The 18,735-nt window shown below is 69.9% G+C and carries 19 protein-coding genes; 17 read left to right on the top strand and 2 right to left on the bottom strand.

Features of this window, described 5'->3' with window-relative positions:
• The first annotated feature begins 2 nt into the window (after positions 1-2).
• The 7 genes from ABD172_RS06315 (at position 3) to ABD172_RS06285 (ending at position 6,003) form a co-directional block, all read left to right on the top strand.
• Complete coding sequence (locus ABD172_RS06315) at positions 3-1,202, top strand: histidinol-phosphate transaminase (protein ID WP_344307977.1); 1,200 nt, start codon at positions 3-5, stop codon at positions 1,200-1,202.
• Positions 1,199-1,801 (top strand): imidazoleglycerol-phosphate dehydratase HisB, encoded by a 603-nt coding sequence (gene hisB / locus ABD172_RS06310; RefSeq protein ID WP_344307976.1) that lies wholly within the window; start codon positions 1,199-1,201, stop codon positions 1,799-1,801. Before ABD172_RS06315 ends, hisB begins: the two co-directional genes overlap by 4 nt.
• Positions 1,798-2,406, top strand: a complete 609-nt coding sequence (locus ABD172_RS06305) for a hypothetical protein (RefSeq protein ID WP_344307975.1) — start codon at positions 1,798-1,800, stop codon at positions 2,404-2,406. Before hisB ends, ABD172_RS06305 begins: the two co-directional genes overlap by 4 nt.
• Complete coding sequence (hisH, locus tag ABD172_RS06300) at positions 2,403-3,026, top strand: imidazole glycerol phosphate synthase subunit HisH (protein ID WP_344307973.1); 624 nt, start codon at positions 2,403-2,405, stop codon at positions 3,024-3,026. The genes ABD172_RS06305 and hisH overlap by 4 nt, the downstream gene beginning before the upstream one ends.
• A 29-nt stretch (positions 3,027-3,055) precedes the next feature.
• Complete coding sequence (gene priA, locus ABD172_RS06295) at positions 3,056-3,793, top strand: bifunctional 1-(5-phosphoribosyl)-5-((5-phosphoribosylamino)methylideneamino)imidazole-4-carboxamide isomerase/phosphoribosylanthranilate isomerase PriA (protein ID WP_344307972.1); 738 nt, start codon at positions 3,056-3,058, stop codon at positions 3,791-3,793.
• Positions 3,793-4,587, top strand: coding sequence for an SseB family protein (locus ABD172_RS06290; RefSeq protein ID WP_344307971.1), 795 nt, complete (start codon positions 3,793-3,795; stop codon positions 4,585-4,587). The genes priA and ABD172_RS06290 overlap by 1 nt, the downstream gene beginning before the upstream one ends.
• Before the next feature lie 66 nt (positions 4,588-4,653).
• Complete coding sequence (locus ABD172_RS06285) at positions 4,654-6,003, top strand: amidohydrolase (RefSeq protein ID WP_344307969.1); 1,350 nt, start codon at positions 4,654-4,656, stop codon at positions 6,001-6,003.
• Between the two features lie 127 nt (positions 6,004-6,130).
• Here ABD172_RS06285 and ABD172_RS06280 read toward each other — a convergent pair whose 3' ends face one another.
• Positions 6,131-6,496, bottom strand: a complete 366-nt coding sequence (locus ABD172_RS06280) for a DUF1844 domain-containing protein (RefSeq protein ID WP_344308146.1) — start codon at positions 6,494-6,496, stop codon at positions 6,131-6,133.
• Positions 6,497-6,986: 490 nt separating this feature from the next.
• Here ABD172_RS06280 and infC point away from each other — a divergent pair, with 490 nt between their 5' ends.
• From infC to ABD172_RS06240, 8 genes are all read left to right on the top strand, one after another.
• Positions 6,987-7,673, top strand: coding sequence for a translation initiation factor IF-3 (gene infC / locus ABD172_RS06275; protein ID WP_344308144.1), 687 nt, complete (start codon positions 6,987-6,989; stop codon positions 7,671-7,673).
• Between the two features lie 144 nt (positions 7,674-7,817).
• Positions 7,818-8,018: a 50S ribosomal protein L35 gene (gene rpmI, locus ABD172_RS06270; protein ID WP_344307967.1), complete on the top strand. Its 201-nt coding sequence runs from the start codon at positions 7,818-7,820 to the stop codon at positions 8,016-8,018.
• 89 nt (positions 8,019-8,107) lie between these two features.
• The gene (rplT, locus tag ABD172_RS06265; protein WP_344307964.1) at positions 8,108-8,494 is read left to right on the top strand and encodes a 50S ribosomal protein L20; all 387 of its coding nucleotides are present in this window, start codon (positions 8,108-8,110) and stop codon (positions 8,492-8,494) included.
• Between the two features lie 112 nt (positions 8,495-8,606).
• Entirely contained in the window at positions 8,607-9,491 is an 885-nt protein-coding gene (locus ABD172_RS06260; RefSeq protein WP_344307962.1) for a TrmH family RNA methyltransferase, read from the top strand.
• Between the two features lie 79 nt (positions 9,492-9,570).
• Positions 9,571-10,614 carry a phenylalanine--tRNA ligase subunit alpha gene (gene pheS / locus ABD172_RS06255; RefSeq protein ID WP_344307960.1) on the top strand — a complete coding sequence of 348 codons (1,044 nt, stop codon included), beginning with the start codon at positions 9,571-9,573 and terminating at the stop codon, positions 10,612-10,614.
• Complete coding sequence (gene pheT / locus ABD172_RS06250) at positions 10,614-13,133, top strand: phenylalanine--tRNA ligase subunit beta (protein ID WP_344307958.1); 2,520 nt, start codon at positions 10,614-10,616, stop codon at positions 13,131-13,133. The genes pheS and pheT overlap by 1 nt, the downstream gene beginning before the upstream one ends.
• Complete coding sequence (locus ABD172_RS06245) at positions 13,130-13,957, top strand: SDR family NAD(P)-dependent oxidoreductase (RefSeq protein WP_344307956.1); 828 nt, start codon at positions 13,130-13,132, stop codon at positions 13,955-13,957. The genes pheT and ABD172_RS06245 overlap by 4 nt, the downstream gene beginning before the upstream one ends.
• A 136-nt stretch (positions 13,958-14,093) precedes the next feature.
• Positions 14,094-16,079 (top strand): ABC1 kinase family protein, encoded by a 1,986-nt coding sequence (locus tag ABD172_RS06240; protein ID WP_344307954.1) that lies wholly within the window; start codon positions 14,094-14,096, stop codon positions 16,077-16,079.
• 76 nt (positions 16,080-16,155) lie between these two features.
• Here the strand turns inward: ABD172_RS06240 and ABD172_RS06235 are convergent, their stop codons facing one another.
• On the bottom strand, positions 16,156-17,130 hold the full coding sequence (locus tag ABD172_RS06235; RefSeq protein WP_344307952.1) for a quinone oxidoreductase family protein: 975 nt from the start codon (positions 17,128-17,130) through the stop codon (positions 16,156-16,158).
• A 105-nt stretch (positions 17,131-17,235) separates the two neighbouring features.
• On the opposite strand from ABD172_RS06235, the gene argC reads away from it, so the two are divergent.
• The gene (gene argC / locus ABD172_RS06230) at positions 17,236-18,315 is read left to right on the top strand and encodes an N-acetyl-gamma-glutamyl-phosphate reductase (RefSeq protein ID WP_425546658.1); all 1,080 of its coding nucleotides are present in this window, start codon (positions 17,236-17,238) and stop codon (positions 18,313-18,315) included.
• Positions 18,312-18,735 (top strand): bifunctional ornithine acetyltransferase/N-acetylglutamate synthase (locus tag ABD172_RS06225; protein ID WP_344307950.1); only part of this gene is annotated, 424 nt, incomplete at its 3' end. The genes argC and ABD172_RS06225, both read left to right, overlap by 4 nt.

Here is an 18,735-nt window from a genome sequence, read left to right as displayed (position 1 = left end):
CGGTGACGACACTCGAGGATCTCCCCATTCGCGACGATTTGCGCGGCCGGACACCCTACGGCGCTCCGCAGCTCGACGTCCCGGTTCAGCTCAACGTCAACGAGAACGCCTTCGACGTCCCGGAGGACGTCGTCGCGGCGATCGAGAAGAACCTCCATGCGGTTCTCGCGGGGCTCAACCGGTATCCGGACCGCGAATTCACCGTGCTGCGCGAGAAGCTCGCGGACTACCTCTCCGGAGTTCTCACCCGGCAGGGCGGGACCTCCTCCCTCCGCGCCGTCGAGCCCGAGTGGCTCTGGGCTGCGAACGGCTCCAACGAGGTGCTGTCCCACATCGTCCAGGCCTTCGGCGGCCCCGGGCGGACCGCTCTCGGTTTCGTCCCCAGCTACTCGATGCACCCCCTCATCACCACGTCCACGGGTGCCGCATGGGTCTCCGTGGACCGGAACGCCGACTTCGGCCTCGACGCGCGTTCCGCCGTCGCGGCGATCGAGGAACACCGCCCCGACATCGTCTTCCTCACCACCCCGAACAACCCGACGGGTACCGGGATGCCACTCGAGGTCATCGAGGCGGTGCTCGCCGCGACCGCGGGGATCGTCGTCGTCGACGAGGCCTATGCCGAGTTCGCCCGGGACGGCTACGTCTCCGCGCTCACACTCCTCCCGGACAATCCGCGGCTCGTCGTCTCCCGCACGATGTCGAAGGCCTTCGCGTTCGCCGGCGTCCGCCTCGGGTACGCCGTCGCACATCCCGCGCTCATCGACGCACTCCGCCTCGTGCGACTGCCGTATCACCTCTCGGATCTCACCCAGGCCGCCGCCTGCGCCGCACTCGACCACGCCGAGGTCCTCCTCGGGAACGTCGACCGTCTCGTCGCGCAGCGCGATCGGATGTCCGCGACGCTCGCGGACCTGGGGTTCTCCGTGGTCCCGAGCGACTCGAATTTCCTCATGTTCGGTGGGATCCGTGATCCCCACGCCCTCTGGCAGAGCCTCCTCGATGCCGGTGTCCTCGTCCGCGACATCGGTATCGCCGGGCACCTGCGCGTCAACGCCGGCACGGAGGAGGAGACCACCGCGTTCCTCGAGGCCGTCACGGCGATCGTCCGCCGGGACCCGTCCGTTCTCGCCGCACGCGGCACGGGCGCCCACGTCACGGACGCACAGAACGCCACCACGCACGAAGGGGCCGGAGAATGACACATCGCACCGCCACCCGGAGCCGTGCCACGAGCGAATCGGAGATCACGGTCTCCGTCGACCTCGACGGCACCGGCACCTCCTCGATCGACACCGGGGTCGGTTTCTACGACCACATGCTCACCGCGCTGTCGAAGCACTCGCTCATCGACCTCACGGTGCACGCCCGCGGGGACGTCCACATCGACGTCCACCACACCGTCGAGGACACCGCGATCGTCATCGGGCAGTGCCTCGCGGAGGCGCTCGGCGACAAGGCCGGCATCCGCCGCTACGGCAACGCGGCGGTCCCGCTCGACGAGGCGCTCGCGCAGTGCGTCGTCGACGTCTCCGGTCGCCCGTACTTCGTCCACACGGGAGAACCGGCGGGCTTCGAGTTCCACCTCATCGGCGGGCACTTCACCGGGTCGATGGTGCGCCACGCCCTCGAGTCCCTCACCTTCCACGCGGGCCTCACGGTCCACCTCACGTGCCTCGCCGGGCGGGACCCGCACCACATCGCGGAGGCCGAGTTCAAGGCGTTCGCCCGCGCACTGCGGGAGGCCGTCGAGTCCGATCCGCGCATCACCGACATTCCGAGCACCAAGGGAGCCCTGTGAGCAGAACCGTCATTGTCACGCCCTTCGGCAGGCCGCAGCAACTCGCGGCCGCCTGCGTGCTGTCCGACATCCCCGGCGAGGTCGTCCCGATCGGCGAGTTCTCCGCGGTCGTCCAGGACGGCACCTCGATCGCCGAGGGCAACCGCGCCGCCGCGAAGCTCTCCGCTCTCGCGGGCAAGCACGAGGTCCTCCTCATGGTGCGGAGCGAGGAACAGATCGACGCCGCCCACTACCGGCACGGTGAGCGGGAGGCCGATGTCCCCGCCGGTCTCGCCCTCACCAACCTCCCGGGGGAACTCGAGAAGCTTCTCCTCGAGGTGCTCGATCCGCAGGACGTCGACGGGCACATCGACACGTCGACGATGACCCGCCTCCAGGCGTCCCAGGTGACGATGACCCCGGCACGTGCCGCCCTCGCCCGTACTGCGCTCCTGTGGGCGGTTCTCGTCCTCCTCGCGCTCGTCGTCCTCGTCTCCGCGCTCATCGGTGTGATGAACGGCTTCACCGCCGGCTGGGTCGTCATGGCGCTCGCGGTCCTCGTCGGTGGCTTCGGGGTCTGGAGGATGCGGGCCCTCCTCACCGGAGCGAGAACGGAGGCGGCATGAAACCGCGCGTCGTCGTCCTCGACTACGGGTCCGGGAACGTCCGCTCGGCGGTGCGCGCGGTCGCACGGACCGGAGCGGACGTGACCCTCACGGCCGACCGCACCGCCGCGCTCGAGGCCGACGGGTTGCTCGTCCCCGGGGTCGGGGCCTTCGCCGCGGTCATGGGTGCCCTCGAGAAGGCCGGCGCCGCGGAGATCGTCCTCCAGCGGCACGCACAGCGGCGGCCCCTCCTCGGCATCTGTGTGAGCCACCAGGTGTTCTTCTCCAGCGGCACGGAGCACGGGGTCACCCACGCGGGCCTCGGGATCTGGCCCGGCGAGGTCACGCGCCTGCGCGCCGACGTCGTGCCGCACATGGGCTGGTCCACGGTCTCGGTGCCCTCCGGCAGTCGCATGTTCGCCGGGATCGAGGACGAACGTTTCTACTTCGTCCACTCCTACGCCGCGCACGAGGCGCCCGCCGGTGTCCTCGCGACGACGGCCTCGCACGGCGAGCCCTTCGTCGCCGCGGTCGAGGACGGCACCACCTGGGCGACCCAGTTCCACCCCGAGAAGTCCGGTGACGCCGGCTTCGCGCTCCTGCGCAACTGGGTGGACACCCTCGACCCCTCCGCATCCTGAAGCCCCATCACGAACGAGAAGTGGAACCCATGACCGATACCACCCCGAAACTCACCCTCCTGCCCGCCGTCGACGTCGCCGACGGCAAGGCCGTCCGCCTCGTGCGCGGTGCCGCCGGCTCCGAGACCGACTACGGTTCGCCGATCGAGGCCGCGCAGTCCTTCGAGGCCGCGGGGGCCGAATGGATCCATCTCGTCGATCTCGATGCGGCCTTCGGGCGCGGTTCGAACTACGCGCTGCTTCGTGAGGTGACGCGCGCGGTCGACCTCAAGGTCGAGATCTCCGGTGGTATCCGTGACACCGAGTCCCTCGAGCGGGCCCTCGACACCGGCGCCGAGCGTGTGAACATCGGTACCGCCGCGCTCGAGAACCCCGAGTGGACCGCCGAGGTCATCGCGGAGTACGGCGACACGATCGCGATCGGCCTCGACGTCCGGGGGACCACTCTCGCGGCCCGCGGCTGGACGAAGGACGGCGGTGATCTCTTCGAGGTCCTCGCGACCCTCGAGGCCGTGGGGTGCGCCCGCTACGTCGTCACCGACGTCAACAAGGACGGGACCCTCCAGGGGCCGAATCTCGACCTCCTCGCCTCGGTCGCCGAGCGTACGCAGAAGCCGGTCGTCGCCTCCGGCGGGATCTCCTCCCTCGAGGACCTGCGCGCTCTCCGCGAGCTCGTGCCCCGGGGTGTCGACTCCGCGATCATGGGCAAGGCCCTCTACGCGGGGAAGTTCACGCTCGAGCAGGCCCTCGACGTCGCCGGGCGCTGATGACGGAGGGGACCGCACCCGCGGGAGACGGCCCGGCCGAGGGGAACACCGGGGACAGCGCCGGGGTTCCGTGGGCCGGCCGCGATCTGCGACCGAACCCCTTCTCCGGTGACACGGGGGAGGCCGACCCGGCACTCGCGGCGGCTCTGCGCGCGGTGACGGACTCCCCGTTCGACCCCGCCGCGCACCGCGCCGTGGTGAACGCGCTGCGCGGCACCCGGCTCTACGCGCCCGTGATGCCGACGGCCGTCGAACACACGACGGACGCCGCGGGGCTCGTCCACGACAACTCCTCGGAGATGGCGATGGTGCGGCTCGCCGCGGAGGACGGGCGGGAGTGCACTCCCGGATTCTCCGACATCCCGCATCTCACGGAATGGGGAACGGGCGCCCGCCCGGTGCCGATCGAGAGCGAGCGCCTCTGCATGGCGGCCATCGAGGAGGGTGCACAGCTCGTCGTCCTCGACCCCGGTTCCCGGGCCCCGTTCCTCCTGCGGCGCACCGCGTTGTGGGCCTTCGTCCGGGGCCACGACTGGACGCCCGCCTGGGCGGACCGGGAGGTCGCCGAGGCGGTGGGCGCACTCGCCCGGCGCTTCTCCTGGATCGAGTCGGTGGCGCTCGCGCCGGGCTCGCACACGGTCCACGTCTCCGGTCCCGAGGTGGCCCTCGTCCTCACGGTGACGGGTCGTCCCTGCCCGGAGGACCTGCAGGAGTTCCAGCAGGCGCTCGCGGGACACGAGGTCGTCGTCGACCGGGTCGACTCGACGCGCATCACGCTCCGTTCGGTCCGGTGACGCCCGGAGCTGTGACGCACCGAACAATGCAGGTGGGTTCCCGACCCGCTCGGTAGGGTCGGAGGTATGACCTCCTCACACCGAGACCTCTCCGCACCGACGGAGCCGAACGACTTCTACCTCCGCACGATGGCGGAGGACACCGCACGTCGCGCAGCGGCCGCCGGTCCCGTCACCTCCCCGTTCCGCGGGGCCCCGGAGGCGCTCACGGAGCACCTCGCCGAAGGCCTCGCGGCAGTGGGCGCCGATGTCACCGCGCTGCTCCACGAGATCCACGGTTACGCCGAGCCCGCGTTCGAGGAGGTCAGGAGCGCCGAGGCGATCGTCCGGCTGCTCGCCGCGCACGGGATCGAGGCGGAACTCGGTACCGCGGGGGTGTCCACGGCACTGCGCGCACGGATCGGGAGCGGGGAGGGCCGGTCGATGGGCATCCTCGCCGAGTACGACGCCCTCCCGGGGATCGGCCACGGCTGCGGTCACAACGTCATCGCGGCGACCGGGGTCGGTGCATTCCTCGCCCTCGCGGCACTCGAGAAGGCCCGGCCCGGTTCGCTCCCGGGGACGGTCGTCCTCTACGGGACGCCCGCCGAGGAGGGACACGCGGGCAAGGAGGTCATGGCGCGCGGTGGCGCGTTCACGGATATCGATGCCGCGATCATGCTCCACGGCTACGGATACGATGCGGCGGATCAGGTGTGGCTCGGTCGCCGCCTGTTGGACGTCACGTTCACCGGTGTGCCGGCCCACGCCTCGGCCCAGCCGTTCATGGGGCGCAATGCGCTCGACGCGGTGTCGCTCATGTACCAGGGCATCGGTCTGCTCCGTCAGCAGATGCCCCCGATCGACCGCATCCACGCCGTCGTCCCCGAGGGAGGGACGCGTCCGTCGATCGTCACGGAGACCGCGAGCCTGCAGTTCTACATCCGTTCGAAGTACCCGGAGACCCTCAAGGACCTCTCGGCGCGGGTCGAGGACATCGCCCGCGGAGCAGCGCTCATGACCGGCGCCGGTGTCGACATCTCCTGGGATCGCCACCCGGCGAACCTCCCGGTGCGGACGAACAGCACGCTCACCGCGCGGTGGTGCGAACGCGAGCGCGAACGCGGCCGGAACCCGCTCGCGGCGGGTGTCCTCGACGAGTCCATCGCCGCCTCGACGGACTTCGGCAACGTGAGCTTCCGGATGCCCGGTATCCACCCGCTCCTCAAGGTCTCCGACTCCGATGTCGCACTCCACACCCGGGAGTTCGCCGAGGCGGCCGTCACCCCCGCCGCGGAGGCCGCAGCCCTCGACGGCGCGTACGGCCTCGCCGGGGTCGCACTCGACTATCTGTACGACGATGCCCTCGCGGACGCGGTCCACGAGGAGTTCGAATCCGCCGGCGGGGCCGTCGACGTCCCGCACTTCTTCGACTGAGCGCCGTGCCCGGCCCGAGGCGCCCGAGCGGCGTGCGGACCGGGCACCTCGGCGCCCGCCCCGGGAACGACGGAGGCCGGGTGCTCCCTCCTGGGGAACACCCGGCCTCGACCGTGCAGCACGTGCGTCAGCGCACCGGACCGGTGTACTTCTCGCCCGGACCCTGACCCGGAGCGTCGGGAACGACCGAGGCCTCGCGGAAGGCGAGCTGGAGCGATCGCAGTCCGTCGCGCAGCGGGCGGGCGTGGTGGTCGCCGATCTCCGTCGACCCTGCGGTGACGAGGCCGGCGAGGGCGGTGATGAGCTTGCGGGCCTCGTCGAGGTCCTTGAGCTCCTCGGCCTTCACCTCGGGGGTGTCCTCGGCGAGTCCGACCTTGACGGCAGCGGCGGACATGAGGTGGACCGCGGCCGAGGCGATGATCTCGACGGCAGGCACGTCGGCGATGTCACGCACGGCCTGTGCGCCCGCGGCGGTGATCTCCTCGTCGGACATCTGTGCCGAGGGGTTCGGATCGAATGAGAAATCTGCGGAAGTCATGCCGAGGATTCTCCCACACGCGACGGCGCCCCGCGTGCGCGCGGGCGCGAGGCCGCGTTCCGGTGTGCCGAGCATCACCGGCGTGCCCGGTTGTGCGTGCGGCCACGGGGTGTAGTACGATAGTGCGAGTGCAAAGAGGGGCCTCGGCTCCCACCTGGACCACTCACGGTGGTCGGGTCACGAATGACGTCGACGGATCCGTCCGTTCCGGCCGGTCGTACCGCAGTGCCCTCCGATTCCATCGGTCGGCCGCGCACATCCGGATCGGAGCACTCGGCTCGACAGGGGAGACCCGCTCGAGCATACCGTCGGCAGGAAACGGTCCACCCACCTCCTGCGGGAACGGTGACCGCCCTGCACCGCACGCTCTCCTCGAGAGCGCACGGCGCCGAATTCGTCCGGGCTCCCTTGGCATGCGCCGAAGGGAGCCTTTTTCTTTTGCGCCATCACCAGTCATCTTGAGAAGGAGCAGCACATCAGCGAGCCGCGTATCAACGATCGGATTCGAGTTCCGGAAGTCCGCCTGGTCGGCCCGAACGGCGAACAGGTGGGAATCGTTGCGATCCGCAAGGCACTCGATCTCGCCCGTGAAGCCGATCTCGATCTCGTCGAGGTCGCACCCCAGGCCAAGCCCCCCGTGGCGAAGCTCATGGACTACGGCAAGTTCAAGTACGAATCTGCTCAGAAGGCGCGTGAGGCCCGGAAGAACCAGGCCAATATGGCCCTCAAGGAGATCCGGTTCCGTCTCAAGATCGACGAGCACGACTACGAGACCAAGAAGGGCCACGTCACGCGGTTCCTCGCCGGTGGCGACAAGGTCAAGGTCATGATCATGTTCCGCGGTCGTGAGCAGTCGCGCCCGGAGATGGGCATGCGGCTCCTCAACAAGCTCGCCGAGGAGATCTCGGACCTCGGTACCGTGGAGTCCTCGCCGCGGGTCGACGGTCGCAACATGGTGATGGTGATCGCTCCCGTCAAGTCCAAGGCGGACGCCAAGGCCGAACAGCGCCAGGCGTCCGGACAGGCGAAGGGTTCGCGGGCCGAGGTCAAGTCCCGCCGCGAACGTCAGGCCCAGGCGAAGGCCGAGCCGGCAGCCCGCGAGGGCGCAGGCGACGCGGAAGCCGAAGCGTAAGTTTCCTCACTTCGGTCCACCGGGTGCCCTGTGGCATCCGGGTCGGACGGAAGCGAACGATACGAACAACGTCAGTCGGCAGGTCCGGCATGCCCGTGCGGCGTGCTCCGGGACTGCCCGACATGCGAGAAGGAGAACGGCACTATGCCGAAGCAGAAGACCCACAGCGGTGCCAAGAAGCGCCTTCGGATCACCGGCAGCGGCAAGGTCATGCGCGAACAGGTGAACAAGCGTCACCTGGCCGAGCACAAGCCGTCCAAGCGCAAGCGTCGTCTGTCCATGGACAAGACGCTCACGGGCGGAGACGCGGCCAAGGCGCGCAAGCTGCTGGGCAAGCTCAAGTAAGAGACTTTCCGTTGCGGCGGCGAGGGGCGGGTTCCGTAGGAGGACCGCTCCGGCACGCCGGCACCGCACCATTTTTCTAAGGAGTACACGTGGCACGTGTGAAGAGGGCGATCAACGCCAAGAAGAAGCGTCGGGTCATTCTCGACCGCGCAAGCGGCTACCGCGGTCAGCGGTCCCGCCTGTACCGCAAGGCCAAGGAACAGGTCATCCACTCGCTGGTCTACAGCTACCGTGACCGCCGCGCCCGCAAGGGTGACTTCCGTCGCCTCTGGATCCAGCGCATCAATGCCGGCGCGCGCGCCAATGGCATGACCTACAACCGTTTCATCCAGGGCCTCAAGGCTGCCGGCGTCGAGGTCGACCGCCGTATGCTCGCCGAGCTCGCCGTCAACGACGCCGCGACCTTCGCCACCCTCGTGAAGGTGGCCAAGGACGCGCTTCCGGCGGACGTCAACGCTCCGCGCACCGCAGCCTGATCCCTCCTCGCAGGTCCCGTTCGGGACCGCGCAGGACGATCGAGCGCTTCACGCACCCCCACGGGCTTCCCGTGGGGGTGCGTCGCATTCACCGCCACTAGACTGGGGCACCATGACCTCCCGACCGGATCCCTCCGCCGACGCGCCCCTTCGCCACCCGCTCCTCACCGGCCCGGTGCTCACCTCGGTGAATTCGCCCCGGGTGAAGGCCGCCGGCAACCTGTCCCGCCGGAACGTGCGCCAGCGGGAACGACTCTTCCTGGCAGAGGGCCCGCAGTCCGTGCGTGAGGCGTTCGCCGGAGCCGCCCGTGACGAGGTCCGGGTCGAGGACGCCTTCGCGACGCACGAGGCGGCCGAGCGACACCCCGACATCATCGCCGCGGCCAAGGCGGCGGGAATCCGCGTGCGCCAGGTCGATCCCTCCCTCATCGCGCACATGAGCGACACCGTCGCCTCCCAGGGGATCCTCGCGGTCTGCGGATTCGTCGACGTCGCACTCACCGAGGTCGTGACGAAGGACGCGAAGCTCGTCGTCGTCCTCTCCCAGGTCCGGGACCCCGGGAATGCCGGCACCGTGTTGCGCGTCGCGGACGCCGCGGGCGCGGATGCCGTCGTCTACACCTCGAGCTCGGTCGACGTGTACAACCCGAAGACCGTGCGGTCCACCGCCGGCTCGCTCTTCCACGTGCCGGTCGTCACCGGGGTCGGACTCTCCGAGGTGACGGAGCTCGGCCGGGCACGCGGACTTCAGGTCCTCGCAGCGGACACGCACCCGCCCGTGCACGATCTCCATGCACCGTGGGACACCGGCCTCGATCTCACCGCTCCGACGATGTGGGTGTTCGGCAACGAGGCATGGGGACTCCCGGAGGCCGACCGCGGGCTGTGCGACGGTGCGGTGTCCATCCCGATCTACGGTCGGGCGGAGAGCCTCAACCTCGCCACCGCCGCGAGCCTGTGCATCTACGAGTCCGCCCGCAACGTCCGGCTGCGCTGACGCGGGAACGCCGACGGACCGTGTGCGCTCGCGCACTAGACTGACCGATAACCGTGAAATCCCGAGAGAAAGTAGGCCGATGACAGCGCAGATCGATCCGCGCGACGAGTCTTCGGTGCAGGCGGCGGTCGATGCCGCCGAAGCCGCATTCGAGGCCGCGACCACCCTGGACGAGCTCAAGGCCGCCAAGATCGAGCACATGGGGGACAAGTCGCCCCTCGCCCTCGCAAATCGCGCGATCGGTGGACTCGACAAGACGGAGAAGGCCGCTGCGGGCAAGGTCGTCGGCCAGTCCCGGGGACGCGTGAACAAGGCGTTCGCGGCCCGCCAGGCCGCTCTCGAGGCCCAGCGCGACGCCGAGGTCCTCGTGGCCGAGGCGATCGACGTCACCCTGCCCTCGGCCCGCCGTCCGCTCGGCGCCCGGCACCCCCTCCAGTTGCTCCAGGAGCAGATCGCCGACCACTTCGTCGGACACGGGTGGGAGGTCGCCGAGGGACCCGAGGTCGAGGCCGAGTGGTTCAACTTCGATGCGCTCAACTTCGGCCCGGACCACCCGGCCCGGCAGATGCAGGACACGTTCTTCGTGGATCCCGCTTCCGCCTCGCTGCTCCTGCGCACCCACACGTCCCCGGTGCAGTCCCGGTCGCTCCTCGAACGGGGAGCCCCGCTCTACGTCGTCGTGCCCGGCAAGACCTTCCGCACCGACGAACTCGATGCGACCCACACGCCGGTGTTCCACCAGGTCGAGGGCATCGCGATCGACATGGGCCTCACGATGGCCGACCTCAAGGGCACGCTCGACGAGTTCGCCCGTGCGATGTTCGGTCCCGAGTCGAGGACCCGGCTGCGTCCCTCGTTCTTCCCGTTCACCGAACCGAGTGCCGAGATGGACTTCTGGTTCCCGCAGAAGGTCGGTGGCCCGGGGTGGATCGAATGGGGCGGCTGCGGAATGGTGCATCCCAACGTCATCCGCGCGGCCGGACTCGACCCCGATGTCTACCAGGGCTTCGCCTTCGGAATGGGCATCGAACGCACTCTCATGCTGAAGGAAGGCATCAACGACATGCACGACATGGTCGAGGGCGACCTCCGCTTCTCCGCACGATTCGGGGTGACCGCCTGATGCGCGTCCCACTCGAATGGCTCGGAGACCTCGTCGACCTGTCCGACGTCGACGACTACCACGCCCTCGCCGCCGACCTCGCCGGGATCGGACTCGAGGAGGAGGAGTACTACGGCCCCGAGGTCACCGGACCGGTCGTCGTCGCCCGGGTGCTCGAACTCGAGAAGGAGAAGCACTCCAACGGCAAGACGGTGAACTGGTGCCGGGTGGACACCGGTGAGGACGAACCGCGCGGCATCGTGTGCGGCGCGCACAACTTCGTCGCCGGCGACCTCGTCGTCGCTGCGCTCCCGGGGGCCGTGCTGCCCGGTGATTTCGCGATCGCCGCCCGCAAGACCTACGGGCACGTCTCCGACGGCATGATCTGCTCGGCCAAGGAACTCGGGCTCGGTGACGACCACTCGGGCATCATCGTGCTGTCCGACTGGGGCCTCGACGGTACCCCGGGCGACGACGCGCTCGCGCTCCTCGGCCTCGACCGCACGACGCTCGATGTGAACATCACGCCGGACCGCGGGTACCAGCTCTCGATGCGGGGGATCGCCCGCGAGTACGCGATGCTGAGGAAGCAGCCCTTCGCGGACCCCGCACACCGGGAGGTGAACGCTCCGACCGAGGACGGTTACCCCGTCGTTCTCGCCGACGACGCCCCCATCCACGGGGTGCCCGGCTGCGACCGCCTCACCGCGCTCACCGTCCGGGGCATCGACCCGACCCGTCAGACCCCGTTCTGGATGCGTCGCCGCCTCCTCGAGGCCGGGATGCGTCCGATCTCCCTCACCGTCGACGTGACGAACTACGTGATGCTCGAACTCGGGCAGCCACTCCACGCGTACGACCTCGAGAAGTTCGGCGACCGCATGGTGGTACGCCGGGCGAAGGCGGGGGAGACCCTCACGACCCTCGACGACGTCACCCGGAAGCTGCATCCCGAGGACCTCCTCATCACCGACGAGACCGCGGGTACCAGCCACATCATCGGCCTCGCCGGTGTCATGGGTGGTGCCGAACTCGAGGTCACCGACTCCACTGCCGCGGTTCTCATCGAGTCCGCACACTTCGATCCGATCTCGATCGCCCGCACCGCCCGTCGGCACAAGCTGCCGTCCGAGGCGTCGAAGCGGTTCGAACGCGGCGTCGACCCGGCCCTCGGGCCGGCAGCCGCGCGTCGTTGCGCCGAGCTCCTCGTCGAACTCGGCGGCGGAACGCTCGATGCCGCCACGACCGAGGTCGGCGAGGCCCCGGTGCCGCGGATCCTCGAACTCCCCGTGGGTCTCGCGACCGCGAAGGTCGGGGTCGAGTACTCGCGCGGGGAGATCATCGGTCTCCTCACCGCGGTCGGCTGCTCGGTCGCCGAGGACGGCGACCTCCTCCGCGTCACGGTTCCCACGTGGCGTTCGGACATCACGGATCCGATCGACCTCGTCGAGGAGATCGCCCGCGCCGGCGGCTACGAGCGCATCCCGTCCCGGGTGCCCCAGGCCCCGGGCGGACGCGGGCTCACCCGTGCCCAGAAGGCCCGGCGCCGGGTCTCGAACCTGCTCGCCGCAACCGGTTACACCGAGGTCCTCACCTACCCGTTCACCGACGACGCCCGGAGTGACGCCTTCGGGATCGCGAAGGACGACCCGCGCCGCTTCAACGTGCGCCTCGCGAACCCGATGGCCGAGGACCACCCGCTCATGCGCACGAACCTCCTCGTCACGCTCGTGGACGCGCTCTCGCGCAACCTCGGCCGCGGGTTCAAGGACGTCGCCCTCTTCGAGGCCGGTCTCGTCACCGCACCCGAGGCGCCCGTCGCCGAATCCATCTCCGCCGAGGGACTGCGGTTCGAACCGGGGTACCACCCGAGCGCCGAGGAGCTCGCGCGGATCCGCGCCTCGGTGCCGCGCCAGCCCTACCACTACGCGGGCGTCATCGCCGGGAACGCGGAATTGCCCGGTACGTGGGGCAAAGGCCGTCCCGCGGACGCGTTCGACGTCATCGACACCGTCCGTCGGATCGCCGCGACCTCCGGCGTGACCGTGACGGTCGAGGCCGCGGAGTACGCGCCCTACCACCCGGGACGATGTGCCCGGTTCGTCCTCGCGAACGGCACCGTGCTCGGTCACGCCGGCGAGTTCCACCCGAAGGTCCTCGAGACCCTCGGGCTGCCCGGCCGGACGGTCGGTTTCGAGATCTCCCTCGACGCACTCCTCTCCCAGGAGGACACCCGGGACTGGGCCGGCGCGCTGTCGACCTATCCGGTGTCCCGCCAGGACGTCGCACTCGTCGTCGACGCCGGCGTTCCCGCCGCGGAACTCGCAGCGGCCCTCCGTGAGGGGGCCGGGGACGAGCTCGAGAACCTCGAGGTCTTCGACGTCTACACCGGCGACCAGGTGCCCGCCGGGAAGAAGTCGGTCGCCTTCCGCATGACCTTCCGTGCAGAGCGGACGATGACCGCCGACGAGGCCTCCGCACTCCGCGAGGCCGCGACCGCCGTCGCCGCCGCACGATTCGATGCGAGCGTGCGCGGATGATCGGCGCGACGACGGACCACCACAGCGATCTCGCGGTCGTCACGGGCGGCACCCGCGGCATCGGGCGGCACCTCGCCGAGGGCTTCGCCCGCGCCGGGTACCGGGTGCTCCTCACCGCGACGGACGCCGAGCGAGCCCGGGTCGCCGCCGAGGAGATCGCCGCCGCGACCGGCGCGACGGTGCGCGGCACGGGCCTCGAGGTGGCCGATGCCGAGTCCGTGCGGTCCTTCGCCGCGACGGTGTACGAGGCCGAGTCCGAGACCGGGACGAACCTCCGGGTGCTCGTGAACAACGCGGGGCGCATCGAGCGCACCGAGGGGCCGCTGTGGGAGGCCGATCCGGCGAGTCTGCAGGCGGTCGTCGAGGCGAACACCCTCGGCCCCCTCCTCGTGATCAACGCGCTCGGTGCACATCTCCTCGAGGTCGCCGCGCAGACCGGCGAACCGACCCGCATCATCGATCTCAACTCCGGTTCGGGTTCGCGCGGGACGGTCGAGTACGCGGCGTACTCGGCGACGAAGACCTCGCTCTTCCGGATCGCGCAGTCGGTGCACCACTACGGATACGACAAGGGGCTGCGGATCTTCGAGATGGCCCCCGGCGTCATCCGCTCGGACATGACACACGGCATGCCCCTCCACGACGGTCGTGAGGAGTGGACCCGTGAGGAGGACCTTGTCGACCTCGCGCTCGCGCTCGCCTCGGGTGACCTCGACGCCTACTCCGGACGGTTCGTCCGGGCGGGCGTCGATCGGCCGGAGGACCTCGCGGCGGCCGCCGGCTCCCTCACGGGGACGAGCCGGACGATCACGATGAACGACTGAACCCGCCGACACCGGCGACCGTTCCCGAGGCGCCCCTCACCCTGCAGTGGTGAGGGGCGCCTCGGCATGTCCGTGGCCTGGGATACTGTGGGACTCGGTTCTGTGGGTCACGGATTCGCACGTCGGAAGGGCATGCATGGACATCCTGTGGTCGGTGGTGTGGGCGCTCGTGAGCGCCCTCGTCGTGGGCGTGCTCGTGCGACGCACGATCAGCGTGGGCACCGGATGGTTGCGCAACACCGTGCTGTCGCTCGTCATGGGCACCGCGATCTGGCCGATCACGCGGGCGTCCTACGAGATCCTCGGGATCTCGCAGGACGGCACGATCCCGTGGCTCGAGGTGAGCTTCGAGGCCGCGATGATCTTCATCCTCCTGTTCGCCTGGATGGTCGTCATCCAGATGGCGGTCCTCCTCGCCCTCGAACTCGTGATGCCGAGCGGTACGTTCACGACGCTCGCGCGCGCCGCGGTCCGACTGCCCTCGCTCTACCGGCGTGTGAGTCGGCTCTCCCAGATCCAGCGACTGCTCCTGTCCCACGGTCTCAGTCGGTACATGCGGCCCCGCATCCCCTCGTTCAAGGTCTCGATGCGGGAGATCGCCCAGGCGACCTCGGAGGTGTTCGCCGCCGCCGGTGTCACCTTCGTCAAGCTCGGGCAGTTCGTCGCCTCGCGGGCGGACATCGTGCCGACGGAGTTCGTCGAGGAGTTCTCGAAGCTCCAGTCCGACGTCCCGCCCGTGCCGTACTCCGCGATCGAACCCGAGCTCGTGAAGATCTGGGGCCGTCCGGTCGAGGAGATCTTCGCCGAGTTCTCGAAGGAGCCGATGGCCGCGGCCTCCGTCGCCCAGGTGCACCCGGCGGTCCTCCACGACGGGACGGAGGTCGTCGTCAAGGTGCAACGTCCCCACATCCGTCGTCAGGTGAAGGCGGACTCGGACATCATCCACACCCTCGCCGAGAGGATGGAGAACTCGGCCGGGTGGGCACGGAAGATCGGGGTCCGCGGGATCGCCGACGGGTTCCTCGAGTCCCTCGCGGAGGAACTCGACTACCGCGGGGAGATCCGGCAGACGGAGCAGTTGCGGCGCGCGATGGACCCGCACCGTCGCTCGGTCGTGCGGATCCCCGCCGTCTACGAGCACCTGAGCGGTGAGCGTGTCATCGTGATGGAACGCATGCAGGGTGTTCCGCTGTCGAAGGCGGACGCCGTCCTCGGACAGCTCTCGATGCTCGCCCGCCGGGAGATCGCCCGTGATCTCTTCCTGCTCGTCGCCGGCCAGGTCCTCGAGACCGGGGTGTTCCACGCCGACCTCCACGCCGGCAACATCGTCATCGACGACGCCGGGCGCGCCGGGCTCATCGACTTCGGTGCGGTCGGTCGGCTGGACAAGCGCGACCGTCGTGACATCACCCTCCTCCTGCTCGCCTTCGAACGGCAGGACTCGACCGCGGCGACGAACGCGATCATCGACATCTTCGGCATGCCACCGGAGGGCGACACCCGGAAGATCCAGCGGGAGGTCGGGCAGCTGCTCCTCCAGTTCGACGCGGGCATGCCCGGGGGATCGAGCGGCCTCTTCACCGCTCTCCTCCAGTTCGTCATCGACCACGGGTTCGAACTCCCGCCCGCGGTCGGGACGGCGTTCCGGGCGATCAGCACCCTCGAGGGGTCGCTCAAGAAGCTCGACCCGGAGGCCGATCTCCTCCTCATGGTGCGCGAGCACATGGACGAACTCCTCAGCCGCACCCAGAACCTCGGCGACGCGGTCGAGGGCCTCGGACTCTATGCCGCCGCGACCGTCCCGGTCGTCGCGGGTCTGCCGCTCGAGATCAGCCGGGTCGTCAAACAGCTCGAGGACGGGTCTCTCGACATCGGTATGAAGGGCCTGAGCATCGATGTCATCCGGGACCTCGTCGGCGGGGTCCTCGACCAGCTCATCCAGGTGCTCGTCGCGATCGCCCTCGTCCTCGCCGGTGTCGTCCTCATGGCTGCGGACTTCGGCCCGTCGCTCACCCCGGCCCTCACGATCTTCACGTACTTCGGAGCCTGGGTGCTGCTCTCCGGGTTCGTGCTCGCGATCGTCGTCCTCGCCCCGGCCCTCCACCAACGACGGTTCAAGTAGTTTCCCGCGCGAATGCCGAGGCGCCGCGGACCTGTCGAAGGTGCGCGGCGCCTCGGCGGGTACCGGGAATGCCGGGTCAGGGGACGAGGACGACCTTGCCGGTGGTGCGACGGCCCTCGAGCGCGCGGTGTGCCTCGGCGGCCTCGGCGAGCGGGAAGGAGGCGCCCACGCGGAAGTCGAGCCAGCCCTTCGTGAGGCCGTCGAAGAGCATCGCGGAGCGTTCGGCGAGCTCTTCGGGGCTGCGGACGAACCAGGCGAGGGAGGGGCGGGACAGGAAGATGCCGCCGGACGAGTTGAGGCGCTGGATGTCGAACGGCGGCACGGGACCGGACGCCGCGCCGAAGAGGACCATCGATCCACGGACCTTGAGGGAGGCGAGCGAGGCGTCGAAGGTGTCCTTGCCGACGCCGTCGTAGGCGACGTCGACGCCCTCACCGCCGGTGAGGTCCTTGACGGTCGCCGTGATGTCGACACCCTCGCCGTAGAGGAAGACCTCGTCGGCCCCGGCGGCCCGGGACAGTTCCGCTTTCTCCTCGGTCGACACGGTCGTGATGACCTTCCCGCCGAGGTGCTTGATGATCTGGGTGAGGAGGAGTCCCACTCCACCGGCGCCCGCATGGACGAGAGCGGTCTGGCCGGGCTCGATGCGGTGCGAACCGGTCGCGAGGTACTGGGCGGTGAGTCCCTGGAGCGGGATCGCGGCGGCGACCTCGGAGGAGACGCCGTCGGGGACGCGCATCACCATGTCGGCGCGGACGGCGACCTTCTCCGCATACGAGCCGTGCTCGTCGTGCCAGCACACGCGATCACCGGGGGCGAAACCGGTGACGCCGGGACCGACCTCCTCGACGACTCCGGAACCCTCGACCCCGACGATGTGCGGGTAGTCCATGGGGTAGGCGCCGCTGCGGCGGTAGGTGTCGATGAAGTTGATGCCGGCGGCGTCGACGGCGACGAGGAGCTTCCCCTCGTCGGCGGTGGGTGCGGGGACCTCGGTGTATTCGAGGACTTCGGGACCGCCGGCGCGGACGGCCTGGACTGCGTGGATCACGGTACCTCCGGTGTGCGTAGGGGGATCGGGGAGGAGCGGAGCGGACCCGAGCCGCGGAATCCCGGGAATTATGCATAAAACACAATGGCGCGTATTGTTATGCACATGACCGAGATCACCGTGGCCGTGTCCGGAGCCACCGGCTATGCAGGGGGCGAAGTGCTCCGCCTCCTCGCCGGCCATCCGCAGCTCAACGTTACAACCGTGTGCGGGCATTCGTCCGCCGGATCGCGACTCGGGGATCTGCAGCCGCACCTGCGGTCTTACGCGCACATGACGGTGCAGGACTCGAGTGCTCAGTCGCTCGCGGGCCACGACGTCGTCGTCCTCGCGCTGCCGCACGGCGCCTCGGGGGCGATCGCCGCGGAGCTCGAACGGACCTCCCCGGACACCCTCGTCCTCGACCTGGCGGCCGACCACCGACTCGTCTCCGCCGCGGCATGGGAGAAGTTCTACCGGTCGGAGCACCAGGGCACGTGGGCCTACGGTCTGCCCGAACTCCTCCGCGCCGACGGTACGAAACAGCGCGAGGCGCTCCGCACCGCCCGGCGGATCGCCGTCCCCGGGTGCAACGTCACCGCGGTCACCCTCGGGTTCCAACCGCTCGTCGCCGCCGGACTCATCGACCACACCGACCTCACCGCCGTCCTCGCGAACGGGGTGTCCGGGGCGGGCAAGGCACTCAAACCACACCTCATCGCGGCGGAGATCCTCGGCGACGCGAGCCCCTACGGCACCGCCGGGACCCACCGGCACGTGCCCGAGATCGAGCAGAACCTCAATCTCCTGCTCGGCCAGGACGCCGCGGAGGGGGAGACCCGGATCTCCTTCACCCCGACTCTCGTCCCGATGTCCCGCGGCATCCTCGCGACCCTCACCGCCCCCCTCACCGAGGCGGCCCGGAACGATCCCGCGGCGATCGACGCGGCCTTCCACGCCGCGTACGACGACGAACGCTTCGTCGACCTCCTCCCGGAGGGCCTGTGGCCGCACACCGCGGCGACGACCGGCGCGAACGTCGCGCACCTCCAGTACGCGATCGACGAGCGCGCCGGCAAGGTGCTCGTGAGCGTCGCCCTCGACAACCTCGTCCGCGGTACCGCGGGCCAGGCACTCCAGTCGGCCCATCTCGCACTCGGGCTCGACGAAACCCTCGCCCTCCCCACCGAAGGAGTCGCCCCATGAGCGTCACCCATCCCCGCGGGTTCCGGGCCGGCGGGGCCACCGCCGGCCTCAAGCCGAGCGGCAAGCCCGACCTCGCGCTCGTCGTCAACACCGGCCCGAACGACGCCGTCGCGGCGGTGTACACCTCGAACCGCTGCCAGGCGAACCCCGTGCTGTGGAGCAGGCAGGCCTCGAGCGACGGCCGCGCCCGCGCCGTCGTCCTCAACTCCGGGGGCGCGAACTGCTTCACCGGATCCTTCGGCTTCGAGACCTCCCACCTCACCGCGGAGACCGCGGCCGAACTCCTCGAGGTGTCCGCCCAGGACGTGCTCGTGTGCTCGACGGGTCTCATCGGCGTCGGCGGACAGGACTTCCGCGACGCGATCGTGGGCACCCTGCCGGCGCTCGCCGGACGGATCACCGACAGCGCGGAGGCCGGCA

The organism is Brevibacterium samyangense (genome assembly GCF_039529845.1).
GTDB lineage: Bacteria > Actinomycetota > Actinomycetes > Actinomycetales > Brevibacteriaceae > Brevibacterium > Brevibacterium samyangense.
This window is presented reverse-complemented; position numbering and strand designations above follow the sequence as displayed.

Coding starts and splice junctions, on each gene's coding strand:
- hisB (WP_344307976.1), top strand. CDS start 1,199: ATGACACATCGCACCGCCACCCGGAGCCGTGCCACGAGCGAATCGGAG.
- hisH (WP_344307973.1), top strand. CDS start 2,403: ATGAAACCGCGCGTCGTCGTCCTCGACTACGGGTCCGGGAACGTCCGC.
- priA (WP_344307972.1), top strand. CDS start 3,056: ATGACCGATACCACCCCGAAACTCACCCTCCTGCCCGCCGTCGACGTC.
- ABD172_RS06290 (WP_344307971.1), top strand. CDS start 3,793: ATGACGGAGGGGACCGCACCCGCGGGAGACGGCCCGGCCGAGGGGAAC.
- ABD172_RS06285 (WP_344307969.1), top strand. CDS start 4,654: ATGACCTCCTCACACCGAGACCTCTCCGCACCGACGGAGCCGAACGAC.
- ABD172_RS06280 (WP_344308146.1), bottom strand. CDS start 6,496: ATGTCCGACGAGGAGATCACCGCCGCGGGCGCACAGGCCGTGCGTGAC.
- rpmI (WP_344307967.1), top strand. CDS start 7,818: ATGCCGAAGCAGAAGACCCACAGCGGTGCCAAGAAGCGCCTTCGGATC.
- ABD172_RS06260 (WP_344307962.1), top strand. CDS start 8,607: ATGACCTCCCGACCGGATCCCTCCGCCGACGCGCCCCTTCGCCACCCG.
- pheS (WP_344307960.1), top strand. CDS start 9,571: ATGACAGCGCAGATCGATCCGCGCGACGAGTCTTCGGTGCAGGCGGCG.
- pheT (WP_344307958.1), top strand. CDS start 10,614: ATGCGCGTCCCACTCGAATGGCTCGGAGACCTCGTCGACCTGTCCGAC.
- ABD172_RS06245 (WP_344307956.1), top strand. CDS start 13,130: ATGATCGGCGCGACGACGGACCACCACAGCGATCTCGCGGTCGTCACG.
- ABD172_RS06240 (WP_344307954.1), top strand. CDS start 14,094: ATGGACATCCTGTGGTCGGTGGTGTGGGCGCTCGTGAGCGCCCTCGTC.
- argC (WP_425546658.1), top strand. CDS start 17,236: ATGACCGAGATCACCGTGGCCGTGTCCGGAGCCACCGGCTATGCAGGG.